Consider the following 25,795-nt stretch of genomic DNA (forward strand, 5'->3'; position numbering starts at 1 on the left):
ATAGTTCTAAATGCAAATGCAACTCATTTGCATTTAGAACAAATATATGATTAAGTATTCATTTGATAAAGAAAGTATGGAAAGGTAAGAGTTATGTCGGAAGTTATTTTAGATACCTTAATAGATAGTATAAAGCTGGTGCCGTTTTTGTTCCTGACCTATCTGGCTATGGAATATCTGGAGCATAAGGCTGGCGAGAAGAGCACACATATGGTGCGTAAAGCAGGTAAAATGGGACCGTTGATCGGTGGCGTGGCAGGTGTGCTGCCTCAGTGTGGGTTCTCGGCAGCAGCATCCAACTTATATGCAGGCAGAGTGATCACCCTGGGAACACTGATAGCCATTTATCTGTCCACTTCTGATGAGATGCTGCCGATCCTGATTTCGGAGAAAATGGATATCCGCTTTGTACTGGGCGTGCTGGGAGCGAAAGCAGCCATTGGTGCCATAGCCGGGTTTGTGATCGATCTGTCGGTCCGTGAGAGGAAGATACATCCTCATGACCATGTTCATGGGCATGGGGAAAATGACCATGAAGAGGAAGAGCACATTCATGAAATCTGTGAGCATGAGAACTGCCATTGTGAAGAGGATGGCATTTTTCTATCTGCGGTAAAGCATACGCTTCACATTACCTTTTTCATTATAGTCATTGGATTTGTTCTGAACACAGCACTGCATATTGTGGGAGAAGATGTTCTGGCCGGTCTGATCCTGAACCGTCCCGTACTGGGACCTGTGCTGGCAGGATTGGTGGGATTGATCCCCAACTGTGCAGCATCTGTGACCATAACGCAATTGTATATCAGTGGTGTGATCAGCCTTGGAGCCATGATGTCCGGATTGCTGGTAGGCGCGGGAGTAGGACTGCTGGTGTTGTTCCGTGTGAATCCGGATAAAAAGGAAAATCTGAAAATCGTGGGAATTTTATATGTGATTGGTGTTTTGACAGGAATTGTGATAAACTGGCTGTAGGCACAAGCAGTGTTTCGAGGTGGAAAGCACTGCGCCCTCGAGATCGCGATATAAAAGGACAGATATCTATGGAAGAACATAAATGTGAACACAATGATATTTCTTATCCCAAGGGATTAAAATGGACCAAACAGAGAAAATGCGTGTATCAGGTGCTGGAGGAAGCGACCGAGCCCCTCAGCGCCGTACAGATTTACAATCGTATTGAGAGAGATCACGAAGGCAGCGATTATGCTGTATCCACGATCTACCGGATTCTAGCAACATTTGAAGAACATGGAATGGTAGAGAAGACAACGTTCATGGGAGACGGTACCGTAGTATACGAATTGAACCGCGGGGAACATACCCATTATGCGGTCTGCCTGGAATGTCATAAGCGGATTCCGCTGCCCAGCTGCCCCTTTGCACATGTGCATTTAGAGCAGGATACCGGAGATTTCACTGTCACCGGACACAAATTAGAGCTGTACGGCTACTGCAAAAAGTGCCAGGAAGCCCGTAAAAAACAGTAATTTCACTTATTGTACAAATAAATCGAAAAAAATATTTAAATTTTTTTCAAAAAATACTTGCATTCTTGAAAACCATGTGATAATATATGTCTTGTCGTTGCGGGAGACGCAACAACGACACAGAAATGCACCGCTAGCTCAGTTGGTAGAGCACCTGACTCTTAATCAGGGTGTCCAGGGTTCGAGCCCCTGGCGGTGCACTCGAGAGAATCGTTTTTGGAGACATAGGAGCTCCGGGGACGGTTCTTTTTTTGCATAGATATGCTGTGAGGAGATTTTATATGATTGCGATATTTGATACGCATGCGCATTATGACGATGACGCATTTAACGACGACAGAGAACAGCTTCTGGCGGCGCTGCCGGGGCAGGGCATTGCCCGGGTGGTGGATGTGGGTGCGAGCCTGACATCCTGCCGGAAAGTGTTAGAATTGATGGAGCAGTACGATTACATATATGGAGCTATCGGCGTACATCCCAGCGAGACGGGGGACCTGACTGAGGAATCTTATTCCTGGCTGAAGGAACAGTGCCAAAAGGAGAAATGTCTGGCGGTGGGAGAGATCGGACTGGATTATTACTGGCCGGAGCCGGACCACGAGACACAGAAAAAGTGGTTCCTGAGGCAGCTGGAACTGGCGCGTGAGATCAAAAAGCCTGTTATCATTCACTCCCGGGATGCGGCGAAGGATACCGTGGATCTCATGACGGATGCGCACGCAGAGGAGATCGGCGGCGTAATTCACTGCTATTCCTATACGAAGGAGACGGCGAAGGTTTTCCTGGATATGGGATTCTACTTTGGAATCGGCGGCGTGCTGACTTTTAAAAATGCAAAGAAGCTGAAGGAAGCGGTAGAATATATCCCTATGGACCGCATCGTGTTGGAGACGGACTGCCCATATCTGGCGCCGGAACCGAACCGTGGCAAACGCAACAGCTCCCTGAACATTCCCTATGTGATCGCTGCCATGGCGCAGATCAAGGGGATCACAGAGGAAGAAGTGCGCAAGGCGGCATGGGACAATTCCCTGAAATTGTATCGAATGGATAAATAACCGGGTAAAAAGAAATGGAAGCAAGCAAAACAAAACTATTTTCAAAAGATGATCTGAAAAAACTGATCATTCCTTTATTGTTTGAACAGGCACTGGCAATCACTGTGGGCATGGCAGATACCGTCATGATCTCTTCGGCGGGCGAGGCGGCGGTTTCCGGCGTATCCCTGATCGATATGTTCAATAATCTGATCATCAGTGTGCTGGCGGCACTGGCTACCGGCGGCGCCGTGGTGACCTCCCAGTTTCTCGGAGCCGGGAAAAAAGAGGATGCATGCAAATCTGCAAAACAGTTGATCGTGTCATCGGTATGCATTACGATCGGTATATCGATTTTGGTCATGGTGTTCTGTAACGGCATCATTTCCCTGTTTTTCGGTAAAATTGAAGCGGACGTATTTCATAATGCTGTGATCTATATGATGATCTCTGCACTGTCCTTCCCGTTCCTTGCCCTGTACAATTCCTGTGCGGCGCTGTTCCGCTCCATGGGAAATTCCCAGATCACGCTGAAGGTCTCCGTGGTGGAAAATATCATTAACATCGGCGGTAATGCTTTGGGTGTTTATGTACTGGGACTGGGCGTGGCAGGTGTGGCGATTCCTTCCCTGATCTCCCGTGCAGTGGCAGGATTCATCCTATATCGTTTGCTGAAAAACCCGTCCAACGAAGTGCATTTATTAAAAGAAAGCTTCCACATCGACTGGCCGGTGATCCATAAGATTTTTTACATAGGTATCCCCAGCGGGATTGAAAATGGTATTTTCCAGCTGGGACGTGTCATTGTGGTAAGCATTATCGCGGGTTTCGGAACTGTGCAGATTGCTGCCAACGGTGTGGCGAACAGCTTGGACAGCATGGGTTGTATTGTGGGACAGGCTATGAATCTGGCAATGATCACGGTAATTGGCCGTTGTGTCGGTGCCGGAGATTCCGGTCAGGTGCGGTATTATACGAAAAAATTATTGAAGATTACCTACTTGTGTACCTTTATGGTAAACAGCGTCATCCTGCTGTGTCTGTCGTGGATCCTGAAATGCTATGGATTAAGTCCGGAGACCACGCAGTTATCCTATATTCTGGTCATGATCCACAACGGTATGGCGATGTTTTTGTGGCCGGCGTCTTTTGTTCTGCCGAATATGCTTCGTGCCTGCAATGACGTACGGTTTACTATGGTGCTGTCTATTTTTTCCATGTTCGTGTTCCGTATCGGATTCAGCTATATCATCGGTGTGAACATGGGTTACGGAGCCATCGGTGTCTGGATCGCCATGGTACTGGACTGGATCTTCCGAGTGATCTGTTTTGTAGGCAGATATTTGTCCGGACATTGGCTGAAGACAGCCGGATTACAGGATAACAGATAGCAACAGTTCATCTTGTGAACATATGCGGCCACAAAGCCATACGAGCATGATTTTGTGTGCCCGGATATATTCACGGATGAACTGTTATGAGGTATAATGTGGGAAAAAGAGAGAGAGGTATGCAATATGCAGGTAGTATTGGAAAATGAAGCTTTAAAAGTAACCATCAACAGCTTTGGTGCAGAGCTTGCAAGCATTCGGGGGAAAGCAACTGATACCGAGTATCTGTGGAATGCGGATGCAAAATTCTGGAAGAGAACTGCCCCGGTACTGTTCCCCTTTGTAGGAAGTCTGAAAAATAAGGAATATCATTATGAAGGAAAGACTTATTCCATGGGTCAGCACGGCTTTGCCAGAGATATGGAGTTTGCCGTGGATGTACAGACGGCGACAGAAGCATGGTTTTCCCTGCAATCCAATGAAGAAACAAAAGCAAAATTTCCGCTGGAGTTTATCCTGAAGATTGGTTATGAATTGGAAGGAAAAGAACTGAAGGTCATCTGGCAGGTGGAAAATCCGGATACGAAAACACTGTACTTTTCCATCGGAGGACACCCCGCATTTATGTGCCCTGTGGATGAAAAAGGAAAGCAGTCGGAATATTATTTCAAGTTTGATACGGACAAAGATCTGACTTACGGATTGGTGGCAGATGACGGACAAGGACTCATGGGACAGCAAAAGGATGTATTACCGGTGAAAAACGGTTATGCGCAGATCACAGAGCACCTATTTGACCGGGATGCCCTGATTGTGGAGGATCGTCAGGCTTCTGCAGTGAGCCTGTGTACACCGGACAAAAAGCCGTATGTTACCTTAAGCTTTGATGCTCCGTTATTCGGTCTGTGGTCTCCCGCGGGCAAGGGAGCACCGTTTATCTGTATCGAGCCCTGGTATGGCAGATGCGACAAGACGACCTTTGACGGCAGCTTAGAGCAACGGGAGTACAGTAATACCCTGCAGGCAGGAGAGGTATTCCGCAAGGAGTACACTATCACAATAGTATAATTACGAGAAAGCGAAAAAGCTTCTGAAAAAAGCTTCGGGCACAGAAAAAGATTGTGCCCGGAGCTTTTCTTATGCTGCTATTCAATATAAATTTATCGAATATCAATAAATTTATATTGACATTCGTATCATAGAGTGATATGTTAAGGCTACCAAGAAGGAAAGAGGTATTCATTATGGAGAAGAGAGAGTTGTCGGAAAAGGAACTGCGGGAGAAAAAGTTATCTCTGGCAAAGGGGACGAAGTACCTGCTGGATTTTATGTTCTATGCGGGAATCCTGGTGACGATAAGTCTGCCGCTTAGTCTCAAATACATAGGAAAGTATCTGGAGGCGGTGGAGGAGCATTACCTTCCGGCGGTGATCATATTCGCCATCCTGGGTGTGCTGGCATTATTGTTGGTCAATGAACTGCGCAAGATGTTTGGCACGGTGCTTGCGGAGAACTGCTTTGTACCGGAAAATGTGGCGAGCCTTAGGAGAATGGGAGACTTAAGTTTTTTCATCGCGGCCATGAGCGCTGTGAGATGTGTGGTGTACCTGACCATTGCCATGCTGGTGATCATTCTGGTATTTATCATTGCAGGCATGTTCAGCAAAGTGCTGGCGATGGTATTTGAAGAAGCCGTGCGCTACAAGGAAGAAAACGACTTAACGATCTAAAAATTCAGTCACAAAGTGATAGAGCGTGTGATACGCGACTATGTAAATGACGCCGGCTGAACGGAAATTCAAAATTAGAAAGGCATCTATTATGGGAATCATTGTAAATCTGGATGTAATGATGGCAAAGCGGAAGATCAGCCTGACGGAACTGGCGAATCAGGTGGATCTGACACAGGCAAATTTATCCATCCTGAAAAATAATAAAGCAAAAGCCATACGTTTCTCTACACTGGAATCCATTTGTGAGGTGCTGCATTGCCAGCCCGGAGACATTCTGGAGTATGTAGAAGACACAAAAGAAGAGGAAACCAAATAAAACCTGAGAGGGGGAGATCATAATGCAGGAAAATACAGCAGTACAGGAAACAAATTCAATAAATCAGGAACAGATTTCCGGGCAGAATGTAGTCCGGGTAGTGGAAAAAACAGAGACTGTGGAGACAAAGCGCTTGCAGGAGCACTATAATTTCTTTGGACCGGTGACTTTTCTCTATGCCGTATTCTATGCATTTTGTATGTTTCGGAACGGCTCGGGGATCACTTTCCCTTTTTTTCTCGCAGGCACTTTACTGTATTTTGTCTTCTCGCTGTCAAAACTGGAGATTACCTTGAAAAAAGGAAGTGCCTTTTACATGATCAGCATTCTGCTGCTGGGGGTATCCACCTTCTGCACCGACGGATGGGCGATCATAGGTCTGAACAAGCTGGCGGTGTTTCTATTAGTGATGTGTCTGCTGCTGAATCAATATTTTGATACGAAAAAGTGGAATCTTGGGAAATATGTGGGAAGCATCTGTCAATTGGTGGTTATGAGCTTCGGGGAACTGGGGAAGCCTTTTTCCGATGGCAAAGCCTATTTTCGTGAAAAGGGAAAAGTAAATAAGAAGGTATGGTACGGACTGCTGGGAGTGGTGATCGCACTGCCCATTCTGCTCATTGCCGCCGGACTGTTAAGTTCTGCCGATGCGGTATTCCGTAAGATGACAACGGATTTCATGAACTGGATCCGTCCGGACAATATATTCAACGTAGTCATCCGGGTAACGTTTCTGTTCTTTACTTCCTATGCACTGACTTCCTACCTGTGTAAGCGAAGCATCCCGGAAGAAGTGAAGGATCGCAGAAAGGGTGAGCCGGTACTGGCAATTACGATTATGTCACTGCTGTCACTATTGTATCTGCTGTTTTCCGGTATTCAGATCTTCGGATTGTTCTTAGGAAAAATGCAGCTGCCGGAGGGCTATACTTACGCACAGTATGCAAGAGAGGGCTTTTTCCAGCTGCTGGCTGTCAGCATTCTGAACCTGATCCTGGTATTGATGTGCCTTAGCTTTTTTAGGGAGAGTAGGATACTGAAAGTGATTATGACGATTATGTCATTATGTACTTTTATCATGATCGCGTCCAGCGTAATGCGAATGATCATTTATATCCGGTATTATTATCTGACTTTCCTGCGGATCTTCGTATTGTGGATGCTGGCGGTATTATTCGTCATGTTTATCGGAGTACTGATCAACATTTACAGGGAAAGCTTCCCTCTGTTCCGCTATGGTGTCGTGATGGTGACAGTTCTGTACCTGGCATTGTCCTTCAGCCATCCCGACTATATTATAGCCAGAGTGAATATTGCCAATGCACCCGGCGGAGACTTCTCTTATCTGAGTGATCTCAGTGCGGATGCGGCACCGGTCATTATTCCTTATATGGAGAGTCTTGGGTATGATTTTGGCGCCTATGAACTGGAGAACCCTACGGATATTATGAGTGAAGATACGCAGGCTCAGTGGTGGGGGAGTTATCAACCGAAGGGATTCGGATATTATTACCTGAACCATAATAAGAAGCGTCTGGATCAGACATCTCTGCGGACATTTAATATTTCCAGATATATGGCACGGAAACAGATAGAGGCAAGAATCGATGGAAAATAAAGAAATGAATACGGAAAAAATTAAGTTTTATAAAAAGCATCCGGTGTTGCTTGCATGGCTGATTTCTATATTTATCGGACTGGGCTATGCGCTTTTTACGATCATAGCCTCTGTTATTCATTATGAGCAAAGAGATTATGTATGGGAGATCATTAAGGCTTTTACAGAAATGTTTACTTGGGCAATTTTAATGGGAGCGGTACTGGTATTTCCTGTGGTGCTGACGATCAGCGAAGGAATCTGCCTGATCAGTGAAGCATGGGAACGTCCGGTGAAGGGAGCCTGGCTGTTTGACCAGCATGTATTTTGGCTGGGCGGATTCTATGAACTTTGTTATTTGGGGTTGATTATGGATGTGACATCCGCTGACTGGCAGACGCAGTTAAGCAATTCCAATAAACATACACCGATTTACAGCGGTTCCATGGTTACTTTTATAGTACTCCTGCTGCTGGCATTTATAGGGTATGAGATTCTGCAGAGTATTCCGCTTCGGAAGCTGCCGCCCCTTGTGACAGTCCTGTCGATTTCCGCAATGTACCTGGGATTGTTAGAACTGATCCTGTTCACAGTACAGATATTCAAGCCGACGATTTTGCTTGATGGATATTTGTTATTATTTCCACTGTGCTGTGTGCTGCTAGTTGTGCGATTGCTTCTGAAGAAAATACGGGAGTGGAATGCACTGATGCAGAATGCGGAGGCGGAACACTTTGGGACGGGGAAGATTTATCAGAATCCCATGCTGCGTTGGTGTGACAACATTTTGCGGAAGGCTGCATGGTGGCCGGTGCTGGGACTGGTATTGATGTTCCCACTGTTGGGAATCCTGATCGCAATCCTCATGCTGTTTGGGCAGGCACCGGATTCTGTGATTAAAGCATTCACGGAGACCAGCGACTGGAATCTGTCTCTCAGGCAGGCACCGCAGAATGTCATGTATGATGAACATTATCTATGCACGGTAGCTGCCGGCGGTCATGAAAAGGTCGTAAAGCCTATCCGCCTGGGGAGGCGGCATGGGCATGAAGTCATTGTGAACCGTCAGTTGTGCATCGCCAATGCTTTTGAACAGGTGTTGGAAGAACGGACTCCCGGCTTCCACCGGGCGCTGCGTCATTTTTATGACAATTACGGGTTCCCTGTGGCGAGACTGATCCACAGTAAATACACGGCGGATCTGGTGTATTTTATCATGAAACCTTTAGAATGGATCTTCCTGTGTGTGCTGTACCTGACGGACGCGCATCCCGAGAACCGCATTGCTGTGCAGTATACCGGGAAGACGGCGGCGCAGGTGGAAAAATAGTAAAATATTAATGGAAAAAGCTCTCCCTTTGGGATATAATAATATTTGAAAGGGAGGCTTTTTTATATGATAAAAGTGAATTGAACTAAATCGGAATTTGACAAGGAGGTAACTGATATGAGGAAAATGTTAGCAGTCGTATTAGTGTTGACCTGTCTACTTGGTGTGGCTGGTTGTTCTTCCATGAAAGTTGACAAAACCAAACCAGTATTTGAAACAGATAATATAAGTAGCATTTCCTTTTATACTATGCCGAATCACAATGATGGAATTCAAGTTCCTGATGAATATATCGAAGAAATCAAAACATGGCTTTCTTCGTTTAGACTCGATGAGAAAGTGAAGGATAAGCAACTTCCCCCTGGTAGCAATAGCGTTTTGGTGGAAATCGTATATTCTGATGGAACTACAGTGAAGAACGGCTTGTCTACATTCACTGTTGATGGAACACTTTATTATCTGTCTCACGATGATGCACCAGAATGTTATTTTGACATTCTGGATAGTTAGCCTTACAAATTCCGATTTATAGGATTGTCTTTTAAGGGGTAATTATACTATTACACTTAAAAGACAATTCTATTTAGATATTAAAATATATTTATTGTCTAATTAGGAATTATAAGTTATACTTTGCGTATAAGTACATTTCACTTATGAAAATTTCTATGTCAGCGAAAGCTGATGTCCCATCCGATTCCCTAAATCATAGAACCAGGAAGAAGGGAAGAGGAAAACCCACACAGAAAGAAAATCAGTTGTATCAGAAAAACAGGTAAGTTATAATGTAGATATGGCGAAATCCTTTTATTTTCGGCGGTATCTATAATTACCTGACACAAAAGGAGGAAACCATTGAATACGGAATTAAAGAGTGCAGTAATGGCAACAGACAAAGACGCCCAATACGATAACAGCGCAAAACGCCTGATAGCACATAAGATCATCCTGGCGCGGATCCTGGTGAAGACCGTGGAGGAATTTAAGGGGATGGATCCGATCGAGGTAGCAGCACTGATAGAGGGACTTCCTTATATCAGCGCCGTGCCGGTGGAGCCGGGACTGACGAATGCGGTGCATTTTCAGAATGGTCAACGCCTTGTTGGTTTTAATACAGAGAATCAGGAACTGAACGAAGGCCTGGTGCGTTTTGACATTGTATTTTATGTGCGGATGAAGGATGGCCTTTCGCAGATCATCATCAATGTGGAAGCGCAAAAGGACGAACCCGGCGAATATGAGATCCTGAACCGGGCAGTCTTCTACGTGAGCAGATTGATTTCTTCCCAGAAAGAACGGGATTTTGAGAATTCGAGCTACGATGACATCAAATGTGTCTATTCCATCTGGATCTGTTGAATATCATTATGATAGGTCTTGCAAAGGAACTGCCGGAACATGATGAGACCTACGAGTTACATCGTCTGTTGGGAGCATTATTGTCCAGAGAGCTTACTATAGATGAGAAGCTGGACATTATTGGAAATGAATATGATATCCCATTAGAAGAGAATTTCAGAAAGGATATGAGCACTATGTGTAATTTGAGCCAGGGAGTTAAGGAAGAAGGTATTGCAATTGGACGCAGAGAAGGGTTGGAAGAGGGACGTAGAGAGGGCCATGCAGAACTTATTACATAAAATATACCCCATAAAGTGGACACGATAAGAAGAAGGGCTCCTTAAAAATGGACACAAGAAGAAAGGATAAAATCCTGGTTAGTGGACAATAAAAGAAGGGATTTCTTCTGGTAGATGATGTATAATAAAAGTATCTATCGGAGGAAATATGAAAGAATACACACCGAAACAAATTAGGGAACTCAAAGCTAACCCGTACACACTTAATGTGACAAAGAACAAGCTTTATTTTACAGCTAAATTTAAAGAAGATTTTTGGATCAGCTATCAGGCTGGTAACGCTCCAAGAAAAATTCTTCTGGATTTTGGATATAATCTAGAGTACTTTGGACAAAAACAGATAGATGACATTGTGCAAAGAATAAAGCGTCAGGCTCTATCGGGCAATGGCTTTACCGAGGGCGAAAACAGACAAAAAAGAATTCCTATGAAAGCAACAAATGAAGAGGACTTGTCATCACCGCAATCCATAGAACGTATGCAGAACGAGCTTTTGTATCTAAGACAAGAAGTAGAGTTTTTAAAAAAAATTATTATTGCGGACAATTCGAGGAAGAGAGATTAGTCATGGAGACTTCAGAAAGCAAATTTGAAATCATCCATGAGACGATAAATAAAGCAAATAATACATTGTCAGTTAAGATGCTCTGTGAAATAGCAGGAGTATCAAGATCCGGTTATTACAACTGGGTACATTCAGCGGATAAAAGAGCAGAAAAAGAAGCACAGGATAGAGCCGATTTTGAATTGGTATTAGCTGCATATAGCTTCAGAGGTTATGATAAAGGGGCTCAAGGAATCTATATGAGATTGTTACATATGAATCCGCCAATCGTTATGAATGTCAAGAAAATAAGACGGTTGATGAAGAAATATGGTCTTATATGTAACATAAGAAAGGCAAACCCTTACAGAAGGATGGCAAAGGCGATAAAGACGAATAGTGTTGCTGATAATCTTGTGAAACGGGAGTTTGAAAAATATGGTCCGAGAAGGATATTGCTTACGGATATAACCTATGTTCCATTTGATGGTCGATTCTGCTATCTATCAACAATTATAGATGCCTTTACAAAACAAATTTTATCGTATGTGTTAAGCGAATCTTTAGAAGTGGATTTTGTTTTGGAAACAGTCAACCTGATGATAGAAAAGCATGGAGTTTCCCTTACAACTAAAACAATCTTACATAGTGATCAAGGGTGCCATTATACGAGTTGCAGTTTTATACAACTTGTCAAAGATAAAGGCTTAAGACAGTCTATGTCCAGAAGAGGAAATTGTTGGGACAATGCACCTCAGGAAAGTTTCTTTGGACGTATGAAGGATCATATAGGAGACAGGCTAAAAGAATGTGGAACATATAGCGAGGTTCGTGCCATTATTGACGATTGGATGGATTATTATAACAATGATAGATATCAGTGGGAATTAGCGAAGCTTTCTCCCAATGAATACTATAAATATATAACAACAGGCATATATCCGATTAAGGGAAAAATCCCTTCTATGGATATGTATGATGAAGAAGGTAATAAAACAAACTGATATAGCCATCTACTGGTTAGAAAGAACAAATCCCTTCTTCTTAATTTGTCCTTGACAAGGGGTACACTTTAACAAAAATGTATAAAAATGGTCTTTCAATAGAACAGATTGCATCTGCTACAGATAAAACAGTAGAAGAGGTAAGGGCGATTATTGAAGGAAAAGAAAAATCCCAAGAGGCCTGAGAATTATTACCGGAAAAAACGCGTGGATGTGTAATTCATGTTTATACATTTCTGCGTTTTTTATGAAATGACAATTGAATAATAAATCGGAAGAGTTGCACGTGATGCAACTATGATATTATAATATGTTAAGCTTATGCTTGTAATGGACGGGGGAAGCGTTCGGTTACAATAAATACATAAGGAGAGATACAAAATGAGGGGCAAATTAATAGTTATCACAGGAATTATGGCACTGGGGTTGTCTGCCTGCGGAGCACAGGGGAGTGATCCGGTGGGAGGGAGTAGTAGTTCAGAGGTTATCGGATCCGCAGAGGCTGCGGTAACGGAAGAGAGCACTTCAGAGACTGGTGAATCCATGGAAGCGACAGTATCCACGGAGACTGTTTCCGACACTACGGCATCCACGACAGGTCCTTCTTACGAAGATGAGGACGCATGGCTTCCCTGGGAAGACTACGGGGAATGTTCCAACACTGTGAAAGACTTCTACAATGACGATGAGAAAAAGACCTATTACTACGAAATGGATGAGTTCTTTTTTTCCGATGAGAAGTATGCCAAAGTGAATGATTATCTGCAGCAGATGTATGAGAATTACAGAACCCAGTATGAGGAGGAAGGGGAGAATCACACCGGAGCGTATGAGTTAGTGGATGAAACTCTTTCCGAGGGACAGCGATACGATGATAATTATCTAGTATTCAATGGCATTACTTTAGCGGATGACGAGTATGTCAGCCTGCATTTTAATGACACGGTTTATTATGCAGGAGCAGCGCATCCATTATCCTATTACATACCCGTGACGATCTCCGTTGCCACCGGCGAAGAAGTCACCCCGGAAGAAGTTTTGGGGAAGACCTGGGACGAGATCCGGGCAGCAGGCTCTATTGAAGAAGAAAACGAAGAAAATTTTAATGCCGATTACGGCTTTTACATCACAGAGAAGGAACTGTGCTATCTCTATCGCACTAATTTCTTTGTAGAAGAGATTAGGATATCCCGGTAAAAGAATCGGATTGAACTGGCAGGGCAGAAGAGGTATACTTATTTCCGGAAACGAACGGAGGTACCGGGATGGAAAAGTTTACCCCTTCAGAGCTTTGTGCAGACATTAAGATCTATGATTATAAGAAAAAAGTAAAATATGATGAGAAATCCCTGGTGATTTTTGAGAAAACAGGGAAAATGATAACAGCCGGAAAAGAGTGTGAGGGCATGCTTTACACTCTTCCGGCTGATTCTATTGGCTTTTCTCCGATCGTGTTGGGAAGAGTCAGCGACTATACCTGTGCGGAAAAGATGCTAAAGCAGATGCTGTGTCGGTATCTGGGCAAGCCTGTTTTTGCGGGATACGGAGAGGGGCTTATTTTTGTTCACGAGAAGCTGAACGAAGTGGAAATGAAAGCCTATTTTGATCTCCTGTATCAGGCGGGAGCCAAAAATGTGGTCTATGCGGATGAAAGTGTGAAAGGAATCCCGGAGGGAACTCCTTGGGAGGATGTGATCTGGGGAATGAAGAACACTTATAAAAATCTTCGTTTTGCAGTAGAGATCACGAAGGAACAGCCCATGGATTACCTCAGATATTCACTGGCGCAGTTGGCAGAGAACTGTAAGCGGTGGGGACTGGAAGAGGAAATGTCAAAATTGCATATTTAAGGAAATAGGCTAAGGGTAAATGATTTTATTTATCCTTAGCCTAAATTATTAGCTTTGTTGATAGTAATTATGCCGGTAAAGATGATCGTCTACCTGCTGCGCCAGGTGATTCATTTCTTCTTGTGCATCAGCACCCATGGCAATATTATAAAACGCATAGGAAAACTGCTTACTGAAGAAAGGATATGCGGGGGTCTGCGGTCTGGTAAAAGAGGTGTTCCGTAATTGTGAAAATAAAATATTGCTGTTGCCGGAACCAGCTTGAAAGCTGTCCATTACGTCATAAATCTCTTTTAAAACAGGAATACCCGTTAACTGACTGATCTTCAACTGGTTCTGCAGACTGAAAACATAACGGATAAATTCACAACATTCCCTGGGATATTGTGTCTGTCTGGACATGCATAATCCCCAGCTTCCATGGGGAGAAGCTGCTTTTATACCATGGGGAAGAGGGATTATGCCGATATTACTGTTCCTTTTTTGCGATTGAAAATAGGCACTGGGCAGTGAAAGACTCATGGCAAAGTTTTCAGGAAAATCGGCACTGAGATCCTCTACGTGGGTATAATGATATTTATGAAATAATTCGCCCAGCCAATTCATAGCAGCGACGGAAGCCGGAGAGTTAATATATCCAGAGGTTGCCGTCAGCGTATCGTTAAAAAAGCTGCCGTTGTTCTGCACGATAAATGGCAATCCGGCGTAGCTGTTCCATTCTCCGGATTTTGGAGAAAGACCGCGTCCGGAGTCCATAAGCAAAGGATAGGGAAAAGAAGTTTTGGTCTGTATTGTATGGCAGACATTCAGAAACTCACCCCAGCTCCAGGCATCTTCCGCAGAAGTCGGAATGCGGATACCAAGGGAATGGAACAACTCCTTGTTATACAGAATACATAAAGTGGATTCCGTATAACCCAGATGATATAGTTTTCCCTGATAGGTTCCCTGTGTCACAATGGGAGACAGAAAAGAGGATAGGAAATTCGAATCCATATATCCATCAAACGGCAGCAGAGAATTCATATATGCCCAATAGGGGACATCAGGACCGTCCAGGGACAGAATATCCGGTGCATTTCCACTGGTAAAGCTTTGCAACAGCGAGTCACGCAGAGGAGCCTTATCGTTGGTGAGAAAAGTCGGTGTTACAAAAAAACCGGAAGATGTCAGATTAAACTGTTCGATCAGAGAGATCCAAAAATGTTTCTCATTATCTTCCATAGGACATAAATAAATAGATAGGTTTATTTTATCTTTGGAGCGGTCTGCTACAAAAGTACCTTTTCCTTGCTGCCGTATAATATATCCTTCAGATTCCAGACATTTCAGGGCTTGTGTAATAGTGCTTTTACTTACATTTAAAGTACGCATTAATTCATTATCGGAAGGGATGAGATCGCCGGGACGATAATATCCGCTTTCGATTTTCTGGACAAATTCATTTTTTATAAGCATGTATTTTGGTGTTCTGGTGTTCATAAAATCCCCCACATTTTGAAAAGTGATTGACAATATATTTTTGTTATGCTAATATCATAGCATAAGTTATTCGAACAAACAAGATTAAATAAAAAAACTCTCTGCAAAAGCGGAGAGTTAAAAAATAAAACAAGTTATTCGAACAACCGAACAACTAAAAGGAGGAGAAGATGAAAAAGACATTTTCAAAAGAGAAATTATTTGACAGAACACCGCGGGTCTTTAAGCGGGATGCAACGGAAGTTCGTTTTCTGTTGGGCGGAATCGGAACAGGTAATTTTTCTGTAAATTCAAGAGGAAAGTTCCTGGACTGGGAAATTTTTAACTGGCCTTCCAAGAATACTAAATTTCCGCTTTCCTTTTTTGCAATTCGTACGGAGAACAAAGAACTGGAAAAACCTATATCGAAAATTCTGGAATCGAGAATGGTTCCGCCATATACCAGCTCACACGGATATCTTCAGGCTGAATTAGTAAATCTGCCAAGAATGGAAGATTCCGAACTGATTTGTGAATATCCTTTTGCAAGGGTGAATTTCAAAGATTCCGAATTGCCCGTAAAAGTGTCAATGGAAGCATATACACCGTTTATTCCTTTAAATACAGATGATTCCAGTATTCCCTGTGCAATTATCCGATACACGGTGAAAAATATTGCAGACTGTCCGACCAAAGTAAGCCTGGTAGGTACGCTTCCCAATGCATCCGGGTTTGAGGGATATGATGTTATTGAGAACCTGAAGCTGGCTGACAGCGTAAAAAATGAATATCGGGAATTTGATGATGTGAAGGGCTTGTATTATTCACCCGAACATTTGAAAGAGGATCATTTACGGTATGGAAATATGGCGATTCTGACCAGTGGATCCAATGTAACCTATAAAACACAGTGGTTTGACGGCGAATGGGTAGATGGAATACAGGATTTCTGGGATGACTTTACCAGTGATGGACTTTTGGAAAAAGAGACCGTATCTGACAGTGTGGGATGTGAATTTGCACAATTTCATAATTTCAGTTTCCTGAAAAGAAGAGAAAAGATCGGATCCATCGGAGCCTGGGAAGAACTTCAGCCGGGAGAAGAAAGAACCTTCGAATTTACCATTACATGGTATTTCCCTAACAGGGTAAAGGCATGGATCGAGTTTGATGAGGACTACGAGAAATTTCAGCGCGGTGAATACGGAACAGTAAGAAATTACTATGCAACAAAATTCACAGATGCATGGGATGTAGCAAAATATGTATACCATAATAAGGAACGACTGGAATCAGACAGCAGAAAATTTGCCGATGCGATGTTCCATAAGACTACATTACCTTATTATGTGATTGATGCTCTGACTGCAAACATTACGAATCTTCGAAGTAATTTATGTTTCCGGCTGGAAGACGGAACCTTTGCCGGATTTGAAGGAATACGTGACTACATAGGCTGCGGTTACGGTAGTGTGCCTCATGTATGGAACTATGCACAGACGGTTGCTTTTCTGTTCCCGGATCTTGAAAAAACCATGCGTAATGTAGAATTTTTGAGAGAAACAGATGAGACAGGGTGCATGTCTACACGAATGTTTTCCGTATTTGATCAGGAACGGTATGCAATGGTTCCGGCCTGTGATGGAGAACTTGGAAGTGTTGTTCGTGTCTACCGGGATTTCAAGAATCTTGGGGATGTGGAATTTTTGAAGACCATTTGGCCCAAAGTAGTGCTGGCAATGGAATATGCCCTGAAACAATGGGATCTGGATGGAGATGATGTACTGGACGGTCAGCAGAATACAACCTATGATATTGAATTTTACGGACCGAATCCCATGACGGACAGTATTTTCCTGGCAGCATTGAAATGCTGTGAAGAGATGGCTGAGATCGTAGGAGACGAAGAACATCACCAGCTATACGCAGATGCTTACGAAAAAGGAGCTGCAAGAGCCGACCAACTGATGTTTGACGGGGAATATTATATTCAGGTACAGAAGGAGATTGATAAATATAAGTATCAATTCGGAAAAGGCTGCCTGTCAGATCAGCTTCTCGGACAGTTCCTGGCATATATGGCCGGAATCGGGGAAATTTTACCGAAAGAGCATGTAAAATCTGCTATGGAATCCGTATTCAAGTATAATTATAAAACGGATTTTTATCATACGGACAGTGTACACAGAGCATATGCAATCAATGAAGAGCATGGAATGGTAGTAGCTACCTGGCCGAAAGGCGGCAGACCTAAATTCCCGTTATCCTATGCCGGAGAGGTGTGGACAGGAGTAGAGTATGAAGTAGCCGTTAATCTGATTTATTCAGGTTGTGTAGAGGAAGGTCTGACGGTGGTAAAGTCAATTCGGGATCGTTATGACGGATACAAGAGGAATCCGTTCAGTGAGATCGAGTCCGGTCATCATTATTGCAGAGCAATGGCAAGCTGGGGAGTGCTGAATGCATTATTGGGACTGCAAAGTGATATGTATCGCGGAACCTTGTCATTCCATCCTGCAATAGAAGGCGAAATGTCCAGTTTCTTCATCTGTGGAAAAGCATGGGGTATTTACAGTCAGAAGGAAGAGAATGGGAAAATGTGCAAACATATTGACGTCCTGTATGGGACGTTAGATGATATTCATGTACAAGAATAAGGAGGGTACAATTATGATGAAAAAGTATTGGAGAAAAATGATGGCACTTACTTGTGCAGCCGCTATGCTGTTTACAATGGCAGGATGCGGAAATGCAGAAGGAACTACAGATGGTGCAGAGACTGCACAGAGCTCTACGACTGCAGATGGGTCCGGAGAGATCACGATCCAGTTTGCAGAGCATGTTGCTGATATTCAGGCACAGGAGCCGCATCTGCAGAAGATTATTACTGCTTTTGAAGAAAGTCATCCGGGGATTAAAATTGATATTACGGGCAAAGAAGTGTCCGAGCATAATACGCAGATGACTTTACTGGCAGGAGAAAATAAGCTTCCGGATGTATTTTGGCTGGAGCAGGCAACCGCAAAGGAGTTTGCACAGAATGGGTATTTATATGATCTGACGGATGCATTGGATCAGTATGGCATCAATGACAGCCTTCTTCCCGGACTGGTGCATTCATGTACCGTTGACGGCAAAGATGTGGGAATGCCCAGTGAAGTTATGATGGTAGGATTTTATTATAACAAAGATCTCTTCCAGCAGGCAGGAATCGAAGAAGTGCCTGTTACCTATGAAGAGTTCCTGGATGTGGTAGATAAGCTGAATGCAGCCGGAATCACACCGCTGACCGTGGGGGCGCAGGATAATTACAGTATCTGGGCATTCGAGACAATGTTGGCAAGATATGGATTTTTTGAAAAGCTTGACGGTCTGAAGGATGGAAGCATTTCCTGGAATAACGAAGACTTTATTCACTATTTTGAAAAAGTAGAAGAAATGCGTGAAAAAGGAACTTTTACAAAGGACATTTCCAATATTGGATATTTTGAAGCAAAAGAGCAGTTCCTGGGTGGAAATGCAGCAATGTTCAATTCCGGAGCATGGGATATCGGTGATTTTGAGGGAAGTGATATGGCTTCTAAAATCGGATTTTTCTGGGGACCTACCTTTTCCGACAGCCAGTATGAGCAGCAGATCGGAATCAAGGCATCCGGCGGTGTTTATGTAGTATCTTCAAAGGCAGCAGAAGATCCTGCGTTGTTAGATGCAATTATGCAGTTCTGGCAGTTCTATTACGGCGAAGAGGGAACCAGGATCATTGCAGAGGATACCGCGGCATTACCGTGCTCTACATATAATGGACAGATTGATGAGAGCCAACATCCTGTACTTTCCACGATGATCACGGCATTAAATGATGACTGGAAAGCAGTAACTGAGCCGTTTAATTCACTTTCGTCCAATGTGGCGTATGGATATTTTGATGCTACCTTCGGTGTTATGACCGGAGTTTACACACCGGAACAAGCAGCTGATTATGTAGAAAATTTACAAAGTGCCGAAAGATAAAACTATAAGAGCGGTGTGAAATTAAGTAATACCGCTCTTTTCTATAGAATGGAAAGGGAGAAAGCTATGTATTGGTTGAGTACAAAGAAAGCAAAAATCATTATGCTGCTTCCGACTCTTATGATTTATGCAGTATTTATTATTGTTCCTGTGTTTATCGCATGTTACTATAGCTTTACGGATTACAGTGGTCTTGGAAAAGCATCCTTTGTGGGAATAAAAAACTATGTTGCTATGTTCCATGATAAGCTATTTCTGATCGCATTGAAAAATACATTTTTAGTATTGTTATTCAGTGTGATATTCCTGATCGTTGGATCTTTTATGGCAGCATTATTGATGAACAAGAATTTTCACGGAAACGCATTTTTTAAAATGGTGATTTTTGCTCCCTATGTAATAGCACCTATTATCATAGGAATTATCTGGGGATATATCCTGAATCCTAATTATGGGCTGGTAAATAGTGTATTGCGTAAAATAGGACTGGATATGCTTGCTATTGAATGGATCGGTGGAACTAAATGGTCTCCATTGTCATTGGCGATCGTATTCACATGGCAGGTACTGGGTTTCCATGGAACTATTTTTTTATCCGGAATCAAAGCAATACCGGGAGATATTTACGAAGCCTGTGATATTGATGGAGCCAATTTGTTACAACGCTTGTTTTATGTGACAATTCCTATGCTGAAAGAGACCTTTATTATTAATATTGTTCTGGTGGTAACAGGCGTATTTAAAATATATGAACTGGTATATCAGATGACAGGCGGAGGACCTACTCATCAGTCGGAGCTGCTTACCTCATATATGTATTTTACAGTATTTACATCCAGAAGGTATGGATATGGAATGGCAATTGCGGTTGCAATTCTGTTACTTTCAATTCTGGGCTCGTTTTCCTATATTAAGATCACAACGAGGAAGCAAAGGAGTTAAACATGAGAAACAAGAGAATATCGATAAAAAAAGTCATTTTTTACATATGTCTGCTGGGATTGATTATTCTTTTGGTCATGCCCATACTGTGGGCTATGTTGCTTTCATTAAAGACAAATAATGAGATTGTCAACAGTCCGCTTTCTTTGCCGCAGACAATAAACTTTGAAAATTATCAGCGTGCGATCGATACTATTGATTTTTCCAAAATGTATTTTAACACGATTTTACTAGTAGTAATATCTACTTTTTTCAGTATTTTATTTACTTTTATGAGTTCGTTTGCAATTGCCAGAATGGTTTTTCGGAACCATAAGGCATCGGAAACATTGTATTTTTTCCTGCTGATCGGGATTGGCATCCCTATTTATGTACTACTGTTTCCGGTATATCGGATTGATTCATTGATGGGAATTCTTGGAACCCGTTTGGGACTGATCCTGCCGTATGTTGCAGTGAACATCTCGTTCAATACCTTGCTGTTTACCGGATTTTTGAGAGATATCCCCGGAGAATTGGAAGAAGCAGCAATTATCGACGGCTGCAATCTATTTAAGCTGTGTACCAAAGTGGTGATTCCGGTTATGAAACCCACGTTCGTGACGATCATTATTTTTAATGCAGTTTATATTTACAATGAGTTCCCGTTTGCATCAACCTTTATTCAGGATAATGCCTTAAATACCGTGTCATTAATGACATCTATGTTTAAAGGGCAATATTCCATGGATTACAGTGGGATCATTGCAGCGAGTCTGATGATCATGCTTCCTGAATTGGTATTTTATGTCATTTTGCAGAAGTATATTATAAGTGGTATGACTGCAGGAGCAGTGAAAGGATAAGAAAATGAGAGATATCGTAAGGCCATCCCTACATTTTACACCACAGAAAGGCTGGATCAATGATCCTAATGGCTTGGTGTTTTTTAAAGGACAATATCATTTATTTTATCAGTATAATCCGTACCATGATAACTGGGACAGTATGCACTGGGGGCATGCGGTAAGCCGGGACCTGATACACTGGGAAGAACTGGAACCGGCACTGGTCCCCGACATGCCCTATGATAACGATAAAAACGGCGGATGTTTTTCCGGATCGGTTGTTGTACATGATGATCAGCTATTTTTATTTTATACAGGAAGAACGGAAGATGAAACCGGTATTTTTGAGACGCAAAATCTGGCAGTGTCGAAGGATGGGATACATTTCGTAAAGGCAGAAGAAAACCCGCTGATAAAAGAAGTCCCGGAAAAGGGAGGAAGAGATTTTCGAGATCCCAAGGTGTTTTTTGCACAAGGGAAATGGAGAATGATCTGTGGAGGATCCACCGGAAGAATTGAACATCCGGACAGCTGCGGAAGAATTTATCTGTTCTCTTCTACCGATCTGTACCATTGGGCGTATAGCGGAATTTTGTACGAAGCAGAGCCCGGTGAGGGCAGAATGTTTGAATGTCCGGATGCCTTCTGCCTTGATGATGTCTGGTTTTTGACAACTTCGCCGATGTATGAAAAAGACAGTGTAACGACGCTGTATCTGTCCGGACAGGTGGATTTTGACAAATGTGAATTCCATAAAGAGATAAGCGGAACTTTGGATCTTGGAACTCATTATTATGCAGCACAGACATATCCGGTATTGCATGGGGAAATACGGTCTGTTGCCTGGCTGGGCGGCTGGCTGTGGATGCCCTGGATCCGGGATTTCGGTCCGGAGGAGGGGTATCGTGGAATACTGGATGTATCACGAGTGTGGTATTTAGATGATAACAGGCGCTTGTGCGCAAAAGTGGCTGATAAAGTGAAAGCTGAGATGAAGCTCTTCAGCAGAACATTGGAAAAACATTGGACCGGTGAAAACATACCACCGCAAAGTGAGCCGGTTATGGTAGAACTGAAGGGAAAGCTGCCGGGAGATGGAGAGTTGTTGTGTATTGATCTATATGATACAGATAGACATACAGTGACAATATGCTTTGATTCTTCAAATAAAGAAATGACCGTGAATTATAACCGGGCAGACAGAGCTTCCAGATATGGTATACGGACTGTGCCCTGTGAAATGATGGAAAAAGAAACAGATATTGATATCCTCATAGACGGAAATACATTTACATTATTGTGGGAGCATGGTTTATATCGCTATACAGGAAAATTATACCCACAAGGAAATATAGGCGTAGATATAAAATATAGGACAAAACGGCATTATGATATTACCTCTCTGGGAGAGATATTGATTGATTTTACCGGAAAAAAAGAGAGTGAAAGACAAACATTGTCTTATACACAAAATCCGGGAGGTGCACCTGCTAATGTTGTGGTTGCGGCACAACGGTTGGGTGCCCAAACAGCATTTATCGGAAAAATAGGAGAAGACTTCCTGGGTGATTTCTTAAAGGAAACCTTGGATAAATGCGGTGTTTCAACCGAAGGATTAATAAGTGATGCAGACTATTTTACAACACTTGCTTTTGTTAAACTGGCAGATAACGGAGAACGAAATTTTGCGTTTGCCAGAAAACCCGGAGCAGATATCGGTCTGAAGGCTGAGGAAATACGGAAAGATATCATCTGCCAAAGCCGTATTCTTCATGTAGGCTCTTTGTCGTTAACAGATGAACTATCCAGAAATGCAGAGTTTATTGCATTAAAAGCTGCGAAAAATAATGGAACAATTATTTCTTATGATCCGAATTACAGAGCCAGTTTATGGGATTCACAGGAAGAAGCCTGTAAATGGATGAGAAGTATTTTAGAATATGCAGATATCGTTAAAGTATCAGAAGAAGAGATTGAGCTATTAACAGGTTATACGGATGTTCGGAAAGCAGCAGAGAGCATAACAGAGTATGGCGCAAAAATAGTACTCATTACTTTAGGAGAAAAAGGATCGTTTGTATATCTGCAGGATCAGCAGGAAGCATATGTTTCAGGTTATTCCAGCAAAGTTGTGGATACCACCGGTGCCGGAGATTCTTTTATGGGAGGCTTTTTATATAAGATTTGTGAATCCGGTAAGCGTATAGAAGAATATTCTTTACAGGAAATGATAGAATGTGTCCGCTTTGGAAATGCGGTGGCTTCCCTATGTGTTGAGAGAGAAGGAGCAATACCTGCGATGCCTGTAATGGAAGAAGTAATTAAGAGGATCAATAGCTAACATAATCCGATCAATGGACAGTAAGAAGGAGCAACTCTGCAGTACCGGGAGATGCTCCTTTTTGATATAATTTATTATCTGGGATATGCTTGCTTTTCACATAAATCATTGTCATAATAGGTGTGTTATAAAGAGATTGGAGAGATATAGAAATGTTACTGGATGTTTTAGGATTACTGTCAGCCTGTTCGTATGCTTTGGACTGCGTGGAGGCAGAACTGGTACATGTGTCTGACAAACATGCGAAGCGCGTGGCATACATGAGTGTCTGCATGGCAGAGCAGCTGGGGATCAGCGGTGAGAGCCTGCAGGATCTGGCAGCATGTGCCCTGCTTCATGATAATGCACTGACACAGTATATTCAGGAAGAATTACATAAGGATGTTGCAAATGTTCCGCAAGCTTCTCAGGTAGGAATTCACTGTACCCTGGGTGAAAAAAATATACAGAGACTTCCCTTCCATACGGATGTGAAGAATGTAATTCTGTATCACCATGAAAATGCCAATGGGAGTGGACCGTTTGGAAAAACGTGGGAAGAGGTTCCGATTTTTTCCCGAATCATTCATATAAGCGATCTGCTGGACCGGGCATACGGTGCAAAGGGATTTACGGAGGATACTTTTAATAAAGCTTGTGGATATCTTCACAAAAATGAAGGAACCGTTGTGGACAAAGAATGTGTGGATGCTTTCCTGCAGGCGTTTCCCCTGCCGCATTTTCTGACACTGGGAGAGGATGGCTTTGAGAAAAATCTGTGGGAGAAAATCCCCCGCATCAAACAGGAGCTAAGCTTCGCACAGATCAAGGAGCTGGCAAGCTTTTTTGCACAGATCGTCGATTACAAATCTCCATTCACCAGCACCCATTCCATCGGTGTAGCAGAGGATGCAGAACGGTTGAGCCGTTATATGGGATTTGATGAAGAAACCGTGGAGAAAATGTACCTTGCGGGCGCTTTGCACGACATCGGAAAAGTAGCGGTAGGAAATGAGATCCTGGAGAAACCGGGAAGACTCACGGAAGATGAATTTGCCGTGATGAAGCATCATGCGGCATATACCTACTATATTCTGTCGGACATTGATGATTTTGACGAGATCCGTGACTGGGCGGCATTTCACCATGAACGATTGGACGGAACCGGTTATCCATTTGGCAAGACTGCCGCAGAGCTGAACACACAGGAGCGCATGATGGCATGCATAGATATCTATCAGGCACTGACGGAAAGCCGTCCCTATAAACAGGGCATGTCTCACGAAAAAGCCTGTGAGATCCTGTGGGATATGGCGAAGAAGGGCTGGCTGGATGAAACGATTGTGAAACAGGTCGAGGATTGCTTCCGGGGATAAAAGATGTGAGGGCGATCATTGCAGGATTAATATGACGCAGATATAGGGAAGGTATAAAGATATGGATAGCTTTATAGAAGCTTTATATGGACGATCGGAAGAAACTATTCCGGAGGAATATGATTGGTTTGCACCATTGCTGGGTGATTGGGAATTTGATTATAAAGATAAATTTATAGATGGTGATCGTAGCAGGCCGCAGCGCCAGTTAAAAGGAGAGTGGATCTTCAGACGGGTATTGAACGGGATAGGTATTGAAGATATGTTCATATGTCCTTCCAGAGCGACGAGGGAGACTTCTCCACAGCCGGATGGTGAGTATGGTGTCGGACTTAGAATATATAATTCAAAGACCCATTGCTATGATATGGTATATGCATGCAAGAGTAAATTTACAAATTTGTGTTTTACCATGGAAAATGGAATATTGACGGGAACTGTTCTGGAAAATCCCAATCGAAAATGGCGATTTGTGGAAAGAAATGAAAATACATTTCATTGGCAGAATATTATCATCCAGGAGAATGGTGACATTATTGTGAATTGTGAGGCTTTCGGAAAAAGGAAATGAATATTGTTGGTCAATGCAATCGAGGATCTGATCAAGCATTACGGGTAGGAAGAATACGATTTTAGACTGCGGGAAACACAGACCTATGAGATCATAGAGAATGCGAATACTTATTTCCTGGAGTTTGATGACGAGAGATCCGGAGGATTTGCCTCTTGCGAGGTCGGCAACAAGTTGATCGAGGAAGAGTAGTGGGCAAAGCTTCGATTGGTGAAAGAAGTAGCAGAAGAGGTTTGGGGAAAATAAACGTGGTTCCGGCGATCGCTTGAGAGGTGGTCGCCAGAACTTTAAGCGTGTCAGATCACAATTCTTATCAAAAAACAGACAGGGGCATGCAATGTGTCCCTGTTTGTTTGAAGTTGGAAACAGATTGTTTCATTTTTCCGGATAAGCTATAATGTACTTATGGCTGCTT

General features: G+C 42.9%; 22 protein-coding genes, 1 tRNA gene and 1 pseudogene. 23 read left to right on the plus strand and 1 reads right to left on the minus strand.

Annotated features, from left to right (window positions below; translation table 11 throughout):
- Positions 1-93: 93 nt before the first annotated feature.
- The 16 genes and pseudogenes from H9Q77_RS00555 (at position 94) to H9Q77_RS00630 (ending at position 13,872) form a co-directional block, all read left to right on the plus strand.
- On the plus strand, positions 94-975 hold the full coding sequence (locus H9Q77_RS00555) for a putative manganese transporter (protein WP_118545907.1): 882 nt from the start codon (positions 94-96) through the stop codon (positions 973-975).
- Positions 976-1,043: 68 nt separating this feature from the next.
- Complete coding sequence (locus H9Q77_RS00560; protein ID WP_118545905.1) at positions 1,044-1,490, plus strand: Fur family transcriptional regulator; 447 nt, start codon at positions 1,044-1,046, stop codon at positions 1,488-1,490.
- Positions 1,491-1,617: 127 nt separating this feature from the next.
- Positions 1,618-1,690: transfer RNA gene (locus H9Q77_RS00565), tRNA-Lys, on the plus strand.
- An 81-nt stretch (positions 1,691-1,771) separates the two neighbouring features.
- Positions 1,772-2,548: a TatD family hydrolase gene (locus tag H9Q77_RS00570; protein ID WP_118545903.1), complete on the plus strand. Its 777-nt coding sequence runs from the start codon at positions 1,772-1,774 to the stop codon at positions 2,546-2,548.
- A gap of 14 nt (positions 2,549-2,562) precedes the next feature.
- Positions 2,563-3,918, plus strand: a complete 1,356-nt coding sequence (locus H9Q77_RS00575; RefSeq protein WP_118545901.1) for an MATE family efflux transporter — start codon at positions 2,563-2,565, stop codon at positions 3,916-3,918.
- 126 nt (positions 3,919-4,044) lie between these two features.
- Positions 4,045-4,926: an aldose 1-epimerase family protein gene (locus H9Q77_RS00580; RefSeq protein WP_118545996.1), complete on the plus strand. Its 882-nt coding sequence runs from the start codon at positions 4,045-4,047 to the stop codon at positions 4,924-4,926.
- 176 nt (positions 4,927-5,102) lie between these two features.
- Positions 5,103-5,588 carry a DUF2975 domain-containing protein gene (locus tag H9Q77_RS00585; protein ID WP_118545899.1) on the plus strand — a complete coding sequence of 162 codons (486 nt, stop codon included), beginning with the start codon at positions 5,103-5,105 and terminating at the stop codon, positions 5,586-5,588.
- Positions 5,589-5,679: 91 nt separating this feature from the next.
- The gene (locus H9Q77_RS00590) at positions 5,680-5,907 is read left to right on the plus strand and encodes a helix-turn-helix domain-containing protein (RefSeq protein WP_022154045.1); all 228 of its coding nucleotides are present in this window, start codon (positions 5,680-5,682) and stop codon (positions 5,905-5,907) included.
- Positions 5,908-5,929: 22 nt separating this feature from the next.
- Entirely contained in the window at positions 5,930-7,525 is a 1,596-nt protein-coding gene (locus H9Q77_RS00595; protein WP_118545897.1) for a DUF4153 domain-containing protein, read from the plus strand.
- Positions 7,515-8,834, plus strand: a complete 1,320-nt coding sequence (locus tag H9Q77_RS00600) for a DUF6688 domain-containing protein (RefSeq protein ID WP_249326319.1) — start codon at positions 7,515-7,517, stop codon at positions 8,832-8,834. The genes H9Q77_RS00595 and H9Q77_RS00600 overlap by 11 nt, the downstream gene beginning before the upstream one ends.
- A gap of 117 nt (positions 8,835-8,951) precedes the next feature.
- Complete coding sequence (locus H9Q77_RS00605; RefSeq protein WP_114001304.1) at positions 8,952-9,344, plus strand: hypothetical protein; 393 nt, start codon at positions 8,952-8,954, stop codon at positions 9,342-9,344.
- A gap of 345 nt (positions 9,345-9,689) precedes the next feature.
- Positions 9,690-10,474, plus strand: a pseudogene (locus tag H9Q77_RS16795) (hypothetical protein).
- Between the two features lie 148 nt (positions 10,475-10,622).
- Positions 10,623-11,039 (plus strand): HTH domain-containing protein, encoded by a 417-nt coding sequence (locus H9Q77_RS00615; RefSeq protein ID WP_118552499.1) that lies wholly within the window; start codon positions 10,623-10,625, stop codon positions 11,037-11,039.
- A gap of 2 nt (positions 11,040-11,041) precedes the next feature.
- Positions 11,042-12,022, plus strand: coding sequence for an IS3 family transposase (locus H9Q77_RS00620; protein WP_118552497.1), 981 nt, complete (start codon positions 11,042-11,044; stop codon positions 12,020-12,022).
- 381 nt (positions 12,023-12,403) lie between these two features.
- Entirely contained in the window at positions 12,404-13,219 is an 816-nt protein-coding gene (locus H9Q77_RS00625) for a hypothetical protein (RefSeq protein WP_118545895.1), read from the plus strand.
- 68 nt (positions 13,220-13,287) lie between these two features.
- A complete protein-coding gene (locus H9Q77_RS00630) occupies positions 13,288-13,872 on the plus strand; it encodes a rod shape-determining protein (RefSeq protein ID WP_118545893.1) in 585 nt (194 codons plus the stop codon).
- Between the two features lie 48 nt (positions 13,873-13,920).
- Here the strand turns inward: H9Q77_RS00630 and H9Q77_RS00635 are convergent, their stop codons facing one another.
- Positions 13,921-15,354: an extracellular solute-binding protein gene (locus H9Q77_RS00635; protein ID WP_118545891.1), complete on the minus strand. Its 1,434-nt coding sequence runs from the start codon at positions 15,352-15,354 to the stop codon at positions 13,921-13,923.
- Between the two features lie 170 nt (positions 15,355-15,524).
- Here H9Q77_RS00635 and H9Q77_RS00640 point away from each other — a divergent pair, with 170 nt between their 5' ends.
- From H9Q77_RS00640 to H9Q77_RS00670, 7 genes are all read left to right on the plus strand, one after another.
- Entirely contained in the window at positions 15,525-17,990 is a 2,466-nt protein-coding gene (locus tag H9Q77_RS00640; protein WP_118545889.1) for a GH116 family glycosyl-hydrolase, read from the plus strand.
- Between the two features lie 13 nt (positions 17,991-18,003).
- Positions 18,004-19,344 (plus strand): ABC transporter substrate-binding protein, encoded by a 1,341-nt coding sequence (locus H9Q77_RS00645; RefSeq protein WP_249326320.1) that lies wholly within the window; start codon positions 18,004-18,006, stop codon positions 19,342-19,344.
- A gap of 66 nt (positions 19,345-19,410) precedes the next feature.
- Complete coding sequence (locus tag H9Q77_RS00650) at positions 19,411-20,286, plus strand: carbohydrate ABC transporter permease (protein ID WP_118545885.1); 876 nt, start codon at positions 19,411-19,413, stop codon at positions 20,284-20,286.
- Positions 20,287-20,288: 2 nt separating this feature from the next.
- Positions 20,289-21,131, plus strand: coding sequence for a carbohydrate ABC transporter permease (locus tag H9Q77_RS00655; RefSeq protein WP_118545883.1), 843 nt, complete (start codon positions 20,289-20,291; stop codon positions 21,129-21,131).
- Positions 21,132-21,135: 4 nt separating this feature from the next.
- Positions 21,136-23,454, plus strand: coding sequence for a PfkB family carbohydrate kinase (locus tag H9Q77_RS00660; protein WP_118545881.1), 2,319 nt, complete (start codon positions 21,136-21,138; stop codon positions 23,452-23,454).
- A gap of 152 nt (positions 23,455-23,606) precedes the next feature.
- A complete protein-coding gene (locus tag H9Q77_RS00665) occupies positions 23,607-24,809 on the plus strand; it encodes an HD-GYP domain-containing protein (protein WP_118545879.1) in 1,203 nt (400 codons plus the stop codon).
- Positions 24,810-24,870: 61 nt separating this feature from the next.
- Positions 24,871-25,380 carry a hypothetical protein gene (locus tag H9Q77_RS00670; RefSeq protein ID WP_118545877.1) on the plus strand — a complete coding sequence of 170 codons (510 nt, stop codon included), beginning with the start codon at positions 24,871-24,873 and terminating at the stop codon, positions 25,378-25,380.
- Positions 25,381-25,795 lie beyond the last annotated feature (415 nt).

This window comes from Simiaoa sunii, assembly GCF_014337175.1.
GTDB classification, from domain to species: Bacteria; Bacillota; Clostridia; order Lachnospirales; family Lachnospiraceae; genus Acetatifactor; species Acetatifactor intestinalis.